The organism is Armatimonas rosea (assembly GCF_014202505.1).
In the GTDB taxonomy this organism is placed as follows: domain Bacteria; phylum Armatimonadota; class Armatimonadia; order Armatimonadales; family Armatimonadaceae; genus Armatimonas; species Armatimonas rosea.
The window spans coordinates 539,631-550,967 of the sequence record NZ_JACHGW010000001.1; the positions used below are offsets into that span (position 1 = coordinate 539,631).

The following is an 11,337-nucleotide window of genomic DNA, read 5'->3' on the forward strand; positions in this document are numbered from 1 at the left end:
CTACAGGTGCTTCTTTAGAAACGCCCACGCCGACGGGTCGTGGAACTCGTGGCCGCCGTCGAAGATCAGAAACTCGAAGTTGTCTCCCTTGCCGACTTTTTTGTAGTGCTCCGCCGAGGCCGGTGCCAGCTTGACTCCACCCGCCCGGTGGTCGTCGTCGTCGCTCTTGCCCGCTTGAATCAGCAGGGCGCGGGGGCAGATCAGGGCGACCAAGTCGGAGTCGAGGAGCTGGGTGAAGCGATCCGGGAAGCGGAAATCCGAGGGCACCGAGAGCTCGTCGTGCTCGTAGCGCCACTCTTGGACCCCGAAGTAGCAGCTCGATACCGCCACTTTAATGCGCGGCTCCAGCGCCGGAGTGACCAGCGCGTAGTAGCCGCCGTAGGAGAGCCCCACCATCGCGACCCGCTTGGGATCGAGCTCGGGGCGCTTCAGCAAGACATCCAGGCTGCGCGTGATCTTGGCGATCTCCACCGCCGTGAGGCTCGTCCCGACTAGTTTCAGGCGCTCGTCGGTGCGGGTGCGGATATCGCCGGGGAAGCCATCGGCGCGGAAGAGGTGCTGGGGCGCAAAGACCGCGTAGCCGTTCTTCACCCCACCGCGCACCATGTCGTGGTAGTTGGCCCCGCCGTTGAAGAGCGCGACCTCGGGCGAGCCGCCGCCGCCGTGCATCGAGATCACCAGTGGAACGCGGCCCGTGGCATTTTTCGGCGTGATGTAGATTCCCTCAGCGTGGACACCCGGCAAGATCGGGATCATCGCTCGGTAGTAAACGCCCAGGCTGTCCTCGCCAATCTGCGTGAAGCTCGCCGGCTCTTTGGGGTCGGGCTTGCCGGGCGGGGGGTAGCCGATACTCTCCGCAAAGCGCTGGCGGAGCTTCTTGATGTCTGAGAGGCGACGGCTCTTGTCGGTCTTGAGGTGCTCGATATAGCGCTCCAGCTCACGGGCTTGCTCGGCGCGGAGCGGGTTCGAGGCGGCGACACTGTCGTTGTAGAGGGGCGGCTGTGCGGGCATAAAAAATCCTTTTGCCTCATTATAACCTCTCGGCTACACTCTGGAGCATGAAGCACGCTTTTCTCGCGACACTCGCCGCGCTCGCTCTCCTGACCCCCTTGGCCCGTGCCAGCGGCCCGGAGAGCTGGGTCTTGGTGGTCAATGGCGACAACCCCGACTCGGTGGCGGTCGCCGATACCTACGCCCAGCTACGGAAGATTCCCGCGAGCAACCGGATCACGCTGACCGGGATTCCCACGGGCAACACGCTGGGGGTGGACGACTTCCGGGCAAAGGTCCTCCTGCCGATTCTTGCGGCGATCCGGGAGCGGGGGCTGACGGCGCAGATCGACGGCGTGGTCTACGCGCCGGGCTTTCCCTACAGTGTCGATGTGAGCGCGGATACCAAGGGCAAGAAGCTGGCGTTTTTCCAGACCAACCCGGCCTCGCTGACCGGCCTGACCTACCTCTACGAGCAAGTGCTCCGCCGCGACACAGGCTACTTGGAGCTGGACGCCAACTTCTACGCCCGCAAGCTCCAGGCATCGGGGACGGGTGCGCTGCCGGACCTGAGCGCGGTCTACGCCCACGCCCAGGCCGCGCCCTCCGGGAGCGCCAGCGCCGACGAGAAGAAGTGGCTGGCCGAGGCGGCAAAGCTCGCGCTGCAGCTCCAGGCCACGCCTGCAAAGTCGCCCGAGCTGCTCTACAACCTGGCCTGCACGCTCGCGCTGGGGAGGCTCCCCGACGATGCGATGGTGGCGCTGACCGCCGCCGCCGCTGCGGGCTGGATGAACGCGGGCCTCACGGAGGCGGACAGTGACCTGACCAGCCTGCGCGCCCGCCCGGACTTCAAGGCGTTGCTTGAGCGCATGCGCCAGACCGCGGTGCAGAGCGAGCCGCCTGCGCCGTTTCACAATGTCTCGCTCTGGAGCCGCCCCGGTCAGGCTGGGCGGCGCTACCTGCTCTCCGCGCTGCTCGGTCACGTGGGGGAGAAGACGGAGAGCCGCGATGAGATCCTGGCACGGCTCCAGCGAAGCGTGGGGGCGGATGGGAGCAAGCCGGCGGGGACGATCTACTACATGGCCTCGACCGACTGGGCACGCACCGGCCCGCGCAAGTGGATCTTTCCGTCGGCGGTGGCCGCGCTTCAGCCGCTAGGGGTGAAGGGGGAGAACCTGGCGGGGGCGATCCCTCCCCAAGGCGCGCAGGTGGCCGGGACCATGATGGGGGTCGCGGGTTTCGACTGGAAGGCCTCGGGGGCGACCCTTCTCCCTGGCGCGTTCTGCGACCACCTCACCAGCTTCGGTGGGGTTCTCACGGGTGCGGGCCAGACCCTGCTCACGGAGTACCTCAAGAACGGCGCGGCGGGCGCGTGCGGCACGGTCACCGAGCCCTACAATGTCCCCGGCAAGTTCCCCACGCCCTTTGTGCATGTCTACTACGCCAGCGGCGCGACCCTCGCCGAGGCATTTTTCCAGTCGGTGACCGGCCCCTACCAGCAGCTCCTGATCGCCGACCCGCTCTGCCGCCCATGGGCCCACCCGACAAACCCGCTTGTCGCGGGGATCAAGCCCGGTGAGCTCGTGACCGCGCCGCGCACCGTGAAAGTGGTTGCCTCCCAAGCCACGCGCCTAGAGCTCTACGTGGATGGCAAGCGCCAGGCGACCGCGCTCCCCGGCAAGCCGCTCAAGCTCGACCCCCGCGGCCTCGCACCGGGCACGCACGAGCTTCGGATCGTGGCGGTGAGCGGCCCCCTAGAGGCAACAAGCCGCGCCATCGTCCCGTTTACCGTGCGCTAGCGGAGGGGCTCATCCTAGTGCGAGGCGAGGAAGGCCTCGACCATGGTGGGGTCCCACTGGGTTCCGGCACCGTCTTTGAGGATCGCGCGGGCTTTCTCGCAGGGCATGCCTTGGCGGTAGGGGCGGTTGGTGGTCATGGCGGAGAAGGCATCGGCGACCGCCATCAGGCGGGCGAGGCGGGGGATGTTCTCGCCCCCTAGGCCCGACGGGTACCCGGTGCCGTCCCAGCGCTCGTGGTGGTGGCGGACACAGTCTAGGATGGACTCTAGGCCGGGGACGGCGCTGACAATGGCGGCACCCATCGCGGCGTGCTGGCGGACGGCGTTAAACTCCATCTCCGTGAGCTTGCCGGGCTTGCGCAGGATTGCATCGGGGACCCCGATCTTGCCCACATCGTGCAGGAGCGCCGCGACCGCCAGCGTGTGCTGCGTCTCCGCGTCCAGCCCCAGGCTCCGGGCGATCTGGAGGCAGTAGCCCAGCACGTCCTCGGAGTGGCGGCGGGTGTAGCGGTCTTTGTTATCGACTGCGGTGACCAGCGCATCGAGCATGGAGAAGCCCTCCAGGGCCTTGCTCATGCGCAGGCGGGTTCTCTCAGCCTCGCTATCGCTCTCCCCGCCGCTCTTGGCACGCCGCAGCTGGGCGCTGGCGAGCTCGACCAGCTCGCTCCGGCTCCGGCTATCGTCGGGGAAGACCGAGACACCGAGCGAGATGGTCAGGGGAACCGCGCTCTCGTAGCCCTCTGGCTGGTAGGAGAGCCCGCTCATGTCGTTGTAGATACGCGCCTCCAGGTCCGCGATGCTGGTCGCACCGATATTGGGGAAGATCAGCGCGAACTCATCGCCGCCAAAGCGCGCCAGGGTGTCGTAGGGGCGGCAGATGTGCTGGAGACGCAGGGCCAGCAGGCGCAGGACCTCGTCCCCGATCGCGTGGCCGTAGGCATCGTTGAAGAACTTGAAGTTGTCCAGGTCCAGCATGATCACCGCGAGGGTGGTGTTCTCCCGCTGGGCGCGGTTGGTCTCTTCCTCTAGGCGACGGTGAAAGCTGCGGTGGTTGAAGAGGTGGGTGAGGGGATCGCGCTCGGCGCGCTCCTGCGCCTCACGGAGGGCCTCCTCGCGCTGCTCCTCCAGCCGCTTGCGCTCGGTGATATCCTGGCTCACCCCGATCAGCTGTGTGCGTGCCCCGGAGCTGTCCTCAATCGCCGCGCCGTGTGCCGTGAGCCAGCGGACACTCCCATCAGGGTGATAAATACGAAACTCCACGGTCGCGGAGAGGGTGCTCTGCAAGGCATCCTGGATCGTCTGCTCCACCTGAGGGAGGTCTTCGGGGAGGATCTGCTGGAGGCAGTCTGCCCAGGTAAAGTGCGCGTCTTCCGCGTAGCCATAGAGTGTCTTGGAGCGCTCGGAGACATAGAGAAACTCTTGAGCGACCAGGTCGACATGCCAGAGCCCCATCGCCCCGTGGTAGAGCGCGAGCTGGAGCCGCTGCTCGCTGGAGTGGGTCTCTTGCTGCTGCTGGCGTAGCGCCTCGATGGCCGCCTCTCGGGGGCGCAGGTCACGAATCGAGGCGGTGAAGTAGAGCTCGTCTTGAAGCTGCACGGGGACCGCGGTGAGCTCGATCGGGAACTCGGTGCCATCGGCGTGGAGCGCAGGGACCTCGATGCGCTGATTGAGCGCCGGTCCCTCACCGGTCTGGAGAAAGTGAGCGATCCCACGTCTGTGGCTCTCGCGGAGGGCGGGGGGGATGATCAGCTCTGCGAGGTTACGCCCGAGGGCTTCGTCTGCGGAGTAGCCAAAGAGCTCCGCAGCCACGGCATTCCACTCCAGCACACGCTCCTGGGTATCGATGGAGACAACGGCATCGAGCGCCGCTTTTTGCAGGGCTTGCTGGCGCAGGTGCCCATCTTCAAGAGCGCCTTGTGCCCGCTTACGCTCGGTGATGTCGAGGGTCGTACCGATGAGCCGGACCACGTTTCCGGTAGCATCGCACATCGGGCGTCCCTCGGCGTGGAGCCAGCGGACAGTGCCATCGTCGCAGAGGACCCGAGTCTCGGTGGTGAAGGGCTTACCATCGTGGATCGCTTGCTGGATGAGCGCCTGAACTTTGAGGATATCGTCGGGGTGGTGGTGTCTCAGCACGACCTCCGGCGAGGTATCGGTCTCGTCGGGGGAGAGGTTGAAGAGACGCCGCTGCTCGTGGGAGAGCCAGCCCAGGCCTGTCGTCGGGTCAAACTCCCAGCTCCCACACTGCGACAGCGCCTGTGACTCCTGAAAGCGCTTCTGGCAGGTCTGGTGGTCTTCTCGCAGACGGACAAGCTCTTCAAGGAGCATACGTTGCTCCTCGTCGAGAGGCGGATTCCGCGAGGTAAAGGGGGTGGACATAAGAGCGGGTTACCCTAACGCAAGTGCGACCGGAATACTGGTGTTCTAAGACATATAGTCGGTGTATAGCGGATATTTAATTATGCTTTTAAGGCGTGCGATGGTTAAATTTCTGGAAAGAGTGTGCCCGCAAGAGGCTCTCCCACGGTCAGGCCGAGGGGATCGGTGACCACGTGGGGCTTGCCGCTGTAGGTCGTGCTATGCTCCATAAAGATCACGATATGCGCCACCCGGGGATCGTCGGTGAGGTTCGGGGTCGCCATGTGGGCGCAGCGCCCGTGGTGGAAGGTGCAGTCGCCCGCTTTGAGAGGGACCGTGACACGGGGGAACCAGATAAACTCGGGCTCGATCCCAAAGAGGCTCCGAGGGTCGGCGAGGCTCTGGGCGGGCAGGTCCGTGTGCTTAAACGAGCCGGGCAGAAAGGTCATGCAGCCCTTCTCCACGGGCACATCGCAGAGGGCGATCCAGGCGGAGATCGGGTTGGGCGATGTGGTATGCGGCCAGTAGGGCTGGTCCTGGTGGAACTCCGTGGCGGCGTTGTTGTGGGGCTGCTTGATGAGAATCTGGTCGTGCCAGAGGCGTAGCGGGGTGCCATTGAGCGCCTTGGCCGCCGCCGCAAGATTGGGGTGCAGGGTCAGCTCACGCATCGCGGCGTCCTCGGTCCAGACATTGACATGCTGGTCGAAGACCGGGCGGTGGGAGAGCGGCGGGTTGCGGTGGGCGTAGTCGAGGGCGGCCTCGTAGAAGTGTGCGGCTTCATCGCGCGAGATCACACTGGGGATGTGTACAAATCCCTGCGTGCGAAAGGCGGCTATCTGTTCATCGGTGACCATGGGGTTATTATACGCCCCGCCGATTGGAAATCGGCGGCGTTTATGCAGCGCGGGCGAGCGTGGGTTTTGTGGTTGCGCTGGCGGGGGTGGGGAGCTGCTCGCGGACATGGATGGTCTGGCGGGAGGCGATGTACTCCAGGATCTGCTCAAACGACTTGAGCTTGTCGCAGAGGTAGAGCGTGATCGGGTGGATGATCAGGGTGCTGGTCTTGCCCGCCGCCTCGTTCTGGCGCAGGCCCTCCAGCACGTGCTCGGTCCACTCCTCCACATAGTAGCTCTGCGGCCCGAAGTCATCGCTCCAGTTGTAGCGCTTGACCCACCAGTCCACCCACTCGGGCGTCCGCTCGGCGTGGTAGAGGTGCTCGTGGTCGGGGAGGATATTGATCGGTAGGTTGTAGATCCCGTCGGGGTGCTGCTCAGGGCCGTGAGAGTCTTTCTTGACACCGTCGGAGCAGACCTGAATCCCACAGGCCGCGAGCGCTTTCTCAGTGTGGGGGCCGTGCATATACATGTGGTTGCGCCAGCAGGAGATGCGCTGCCCGGTCTTCTTCTGGATGATATCGATCGTCTTCTGGGCATCGCGGGTCTGCCACCAGAGCGGGCCGTTGTAGCTCCCGAGCAGCTTCTTGCAGGCGCGGTGGAAGAGCTGGCACTGGAAGCAGTCGTAGTTGTGGCCGCCAAGCTCCACCAGCTCGCTCCCCACCAGCGGCTTGACATCGTCCCACTCCTCGGCGAAGCACTTCCCCGAGATAAAGAAGGTCACCTTGACATTGGCCTCTTCCAGCATCTTTAAGTAGCGCTGCGCCACTTGGAGCTCGGTGATATCGCAGTGTTTCTGGTTGCCGGTCTGGAGGCTGGTGTGGTGTAGGTCACCGGTTAGACAGATCATGGGGTCTCCTCTAGGGTCAGGCCCAGCTTCTGGACCACGGTAGCAAAGTTGATATCGCCGTGGGTGCGCCAGGTCCGCAGGTAGGCACGGCGGAGCGCGGCGGGGCTCAGGTCCGCACTGCCCAGGAGCTCCCGGGCGAGCCCCCGCTCCCGGAGCTCGGGGAGGGTGTAGGCGACTGCGGGGAAGGCGGCGGAGAGCACCTCGCGCGGGCCGCCCAGCCGCACCCCAAGCGCGGCGGCGAGGGAGAGGGAGGCGGGGGCGGGGATCGCGCTCCCGCGCACCAGGCGCGCGCCTTGGCGCAATAGGCTCTGGCGCTCGGGGCGGAGGTTGGCGCTCAGGGCGGTCTCGATATAGCCGTCCCAGCACAGGCCGGGCTTGCCCAGGCGCTGGCGCTCCACACTGAGGTGCACATCGCTGAGCTGGCAGCGCAGGTCGAGCTGCCAGAGCTTGAGGTCGCGGTGGGCGAAGCGGCTGTAGTCGGGGCGGAACCGGAAGGCGATCGCCTCTTCGTAGAGTGCCTTGAAGCGCTCGGGGACCACGGGGCTCTGCTGCATCCGGCGGCGCTTCTCGGCGTAGCTCCAGTCGTACTGGCCGTGGGCAAAGAGCAGCGCATCGCCGTAGCCGATAATCCCCTTGACCGCGTGCTTGACCACGGTCCGGCGCTCGGTCTCGCTCTCCAGGCCGCGCTCTAGGAGCATGTCGTTGATGACAAAGAGGGTGCCGCGGTTGACCAGCAGGCTGCGGATATCCCAGAAGGGGACACTCTCCAGGGAGAACTGTGTCAGCGACGGCATGAGCTGGGGGTCGCCGAGGATGGTCTTGTGGCCGAAGCGGGCATCGTACCACATCACCAGCGCCGGCGACCGGCGCAGCTTGGCTTCGTCGATCATGCCCAGGTCCAGCCCGAGGCTGTGCTTGGTTGCCAGGGTCGCTAGGGCGGCATCGAGCTGTGTCTTGAGCGTGCTGGAATCGCCACCAGAGAGCTGGCGGGTGACCAGCAAGAAGTCCAGGTTGTTGTGGGGGCGCTCCGTGCCATCGGGGAGGGTCTCGACCCCGCCCTCGCCGCGCCCGTAGCCGCCGATCAGCAGCAGGCTGGTCCAGCGGTCCTTGGGCAGGAGCGGCTCCAGCGCGGCGCGCACATCGGCGATGATCTGCTGGAGCAGTGCCTCGACCGCAGGGCCGCCTTCTAGGGTGTAGCGCTCGGTCATGCGAGTTTCCTTAAGAGAGCGTGTAGGTTGTCGGTGTGGTGCTCGGGGGTGAAGCGCTCGAAGTAGCGCTGGCGCCCGGTCTCTCCCAGCCGAGCGCGCAGGGCCGGGTCGGAGAGCAGGCGGTCGATTTCCTGGGCGAGGGCGGCGGGGTCGTTCGACGGCACCGCGAGGCCGGTGACATTGTCCTCCAGCCACTCGCCGATCCCCCCGACTGTGGTGGCGATCACGGGGGTGGCGTGGCGCATCGCCTCGGGACCGATCAGGCCAAAGGTCTCGGGGGAGCGCGACGGCACCACGACAGCGGCGGCGCGACGGAAGGCATCTTCGAGGGTCTGGCCACTGGCCTTGCCCTTCCACTGCACCTTGCTGCCGATCTCCAGCTGGGCGACCAGCTCTTTGTAGCGCCCCTCGAACTTCCCGGAGCCGTAGATCGCCAGGCTCACCGGGTTCTTGACCAGCGGGAGGGCCTGAAGCAGGGTATCGACTCCCTTGCCCATCGCCCCGAGCTGGCCGGCAAAGACCAGCTGCTGGGAGTCGCGCTCCGCAAAGGGAAGCGGGGGAAGCTGGGGCGGGTCGGCATAGAGGGGGAGCGTGTGCAGGCGCTCTTGGGGGAAGCCGTGCGCCTGGAGGTGCCGCGCCATGTAGCCCGAGCCGAGCACAAAGCCGGTGTAGGCGCGCCGGGAGGCCTCTTGCTGCCCGAGCAGGGTCATCGGGAGGGTCAGGCGGAAGCCGCGCCCTGCCTTGTTGACCACGCCCCCACAGGTAAAGCAGTTCATCCCTACGGTCTGGGTGCAGGTATTGCGCCCCACCACGGTGTACTTGTGCTCACGCGGGCAGAAGAGCTTGTGGTCGTGGAAGAAGCGCAGGGCGGGGATCTTGAGCGCCTGGCAGGTCTTGCCGAGCTGGGCCGCGAGGTCCTCTTCGACTAGGCGGTGGACATAGACCACATCGGGCTTGAGCTTCTCGAGCTGCTCCCGGAGCGCCACGAGCGGGAAGACTCCCCCAGTGAAGGCCTCACGAACCCCCGGCGCGATCGCCTCACGGACATCGCGGTAGAGCAGGGTGGAGCGGACACCGTGACGCTCCTCTAGGTGCCCCGCGGTCTCACGAATGTAGCGCTCACATCCCCCCGTGGAGTCTGCCGTTTCATTTACCCAGACGACATGTAGCTTCTTCATGGTACCTACCCTGTCCTAGTCGCGTTAAAGTCGCGTTAAATCGCCTACAGTGATAAGAGATTTCTCTCTGCAACATCCAGCAAGACCAGGCCATTGAGCTCGGTGTGCTCGCTCAGGCCCGCGCTGGCTTTCTTGAGGGCCTTGGGCTTGGCCTTGCCGGGGAGACCCACAAAGAGGGTGTGCGCCGCCAGCTCGCTCGACTGGGGCCCGAGCAGCAAGAAGAGATCGTAGGAGCCCCGCAGGCTCTGAGGATCGACCGGGCCGCCAAACCAGTGGACCCCGCTAAAGCGTGTCGGGTGGCCCCCCGATGGGGTGGGGTCTTGGCCGGTGAGCAGGTTGCCGGGCTTGGAGTCGGGGCGGGTGTCGATCAGGGCGATACTCTGTCCCCGCTTGCTGAGGTAGACCGCCAGCGCCACCACGACCCGGAGCAGAGCACCGCCATCGACCAGGGGCAGGGCCTCCAGCGCGATACTGGCTCCCTTTTGGGGGGCGAGCTGGCGTAGGCGGCGTGCCAGCAGGCCGATCCGGCGGTTGTACTCCGGAGTGCCCCGCTTGGGAATCGTGCTGAGCAGGGGAACCGCAGTCATCCCCGAGCTCGGCGGCTTGGGCTTCTTGAGCGAGAGCACCACTGCAAGGGCCAGCCCCACAATGCCCCCGACAATCGGCAGGGCCAGGGGGATGAGCGCCTTCATGGGGTTCTTACCCGCCTCCGGTGCCGCGCTTGCCTCGGAGACAATGGTGAAGTCCTGCAGCGACGACTCCGCGTCGCGGGATTTCTGTGCGATCCGGCTCTCGATCTCCCCCCGCTCGATCTCGCGTCCGCTGATATTGCGCTTGAGGGAGTCGTACTGCTGCTGGAAGCCGGGCATGAGGTCGAGGCGGGACTTCACCCGTGCACGGGCCTCGACCAGGGAGAGGACTTTTTTCTGGACCGCGATCTTCTGGAGCTGGATATCGAAGGTGCGTACCAGCATGGTCTGGAGGATCGGGGCCGACGGCGCAGCACCCTCGGAGCCGCCGGGGACAATCTGCTGCTGGAGCTTGGCGCGCTCCGAGCGCCAGCGCTCGGTCTGCTCGGTCTCTTCAGTGAGGGTGCGCTGGACCTCAAACTCGCTGTTGATCCGGTCGTACTCCGCCTGGGAGATAAAGCCCTTGTCGAGGAGCTGCTTGGCGCGGTCGCGCTCGCGGCGGCGCAGCTCTAGCAGGGCGACATTCTTGCGGGTCTCCTTGTCCTCGCGGATGGTGTCTCGGAGGCGCTCGATCCGGGTGTTGACATCGGCCAGGTTCTCCAGCTGGGCCATGTTCTTGCTCTCGGCCTTGACCCGGTCCTTGAGCTCCTTGATCGCGCTATCGAGCTTGATGGCCTGCTCTTCGACGGTCTTGCGCTCGGCCTGGGCCTGCTCCAGCAAGACCCCGTAGTTGTTGTACTCCTCCAGGAGCGCCCGGGACTCTTTCTCGATATCGACAATCTTATTGGCGGTGGTGAAGGCGCGGAGCTGGACATCGTTTTGCTTGAGGGCGGCCCGCACCCGCTCCAGGCGCTTGCGCAGGTCCCCGATCTCACGCTGCTGCTTGAGCTGGACACGGGCCTGGTAGCGCTCCAGAAAGACATCGCGGATGGTATTGGCGAGCTCCGCGGCACCCCGTGCGGTTGGCCACTTGGTCTCGATCACCAGGAGAGTGGTGTTCTTCTGGATATGGGCATCGATCGCCTTCCCAATGGCCTCTGCGGAGTCCTCTAGCCCGAGGCGCTCCTTGGCCGTGAGGATGTTCTCTCGGATCTTGAGGGTGTCCTTGAGGGTCGCGACCGTGGTCTTGGCATCGACATAGCGGGCGTTCTCTCCCACGGGCTGGAAGTTGAGGATCGTCTCCGCCTTGGACTCTTTCTTCTGCTTATCGAGGAGCCCCGAGACCGGCTTGATGGCAGCCGTGCCAAGGGCCACACCGACCACGATCAGTGGCCAGCGTAGCAGTGCCCCCAGCAAGAGCCGCTTGATATCCAGCGGCGGCTTGGCAGGAGCCTTGGGCTTGTCGTCCTCTTCCTCTTCTTCGTCCATAGCTG

At 65.5% G+C, this 11,337-nt stretch carries 8 protein-coding genes; 1 reads left to right on the plus strand and 7 read right to left on the minus strand.

From position 1 onward, the window contains the following. Positions 1-1,011 carry an alpha/beta hydrolase family protein gene (locus HNQ39_RS02355; RefSeq protein WP_184192350.1) on the minus strand — a complete coding sequence of 337 codons (1,011 nt, stop codon included), beginning with the start codon at positions 1,009-1,011 and terminating at the stop codon, positions 1-3. A gap of 47 nt (positions 1,012-1,058) precedes the next feature. Between HNQ39_RS02355 and HNQ39_RS02360 the strand changes: the two genes are divergently transcribed. Beyond that, positions 1,059-2,789, plus strand: coding sequence for a TPR end-of-group domain-containing protein (locus tag HNQ39_RS02360; RefSeq protein WP_184192351.1), 1,731 nt, complete (start codon positions 1,059-1,061; stop codon positions 2,787-2,789). A gap of 14 nt (positions 2,790-2,803) precedes the next feature. Here HNQ39_RS02360 and HNQ39_RS02365 read toward each other — a convergent pair whose 3' ends face one another. The 6 genes from HNQ39_RS02365 to HNQ39_RS02390 form a co-directional block, all read right to left on the minus strand. Next, entirely contained in the window at positions 2,804-5,116 is a 2,313-nt protein-coding gene (locus HNQ39_RS02365; protein WP_184192352.1) for a sensor domain-containing diguanylate cyclase/phosphohydrolase, read from the minus strand. Positions 5,117-5,271: 155 nt separating this feature from the next. Then, positions 5,272-6,000: a phytanoyl-CoA dioxygenase family protein gene (locus HNQ39_RS02370; RefSeq protein ID WP_184192353.1), complete on the minus strand. Its 729-nt coding sequence runs from the start codon at positions 5,998-6,000 to the stop codon at positions 5,272-5,274. Positions 6,001-6,040: 40 nt separating this feature from the next. Further along, complete coding sequence (locus HNQ39_RS02375; protein ID WP_184192354.1) at positions 6,041-6,889, minus strand: polysaccharide deacetylase family protein; 849 nt, start codon at positions 6,887-6,889, stop codon at positions 6,041-6,043. Beyond that, positions 6,886-8,097: a hypothetical protein gene (locus HNQ39_RS02380; RefSeq protein WP_184192355.1), complete on the minus strand. Its 1,212-nt coding sequence runs from the start codon at positions 8,095-8,097 to the stop codon at positions 6,886-6,888. The genes HNQ39_RS02375 and HNQ39_RS02380 overlap by 4 nt, the downstream gene beginning before the upstream one ends. Beyond that, positions 8,094-9,275, minus strand: coding sequence for a glycosyltransferase family 4 protein (locus HNQ39_RS02385; protein ID WP_184192356.1), 1,182 nt, complete (start codon positions 9,273-9,275; stop codon positions 8,094-8,096). Before HNQ39_RS02385 ends, HNQ39_RS02380 begins: the two co-directional genes overlap by 4 nt. A gap of 44 nt (positions 9,276-9,319) precedes the next feature. Beyond that, positions 9,320-11,332: a GumC domain-containing protein gene (locus tag HNQ39_RS02390; RefSeq protein ID WP_184192357.1), complete on the minus strand. Its 2,013-nt coding sequence runs from the start codon at positions 11,330-11,332 to the stop codon at positions 9,320-9,322. Positions 11,333-11,337: the final 5 nt, after the last annotated feature.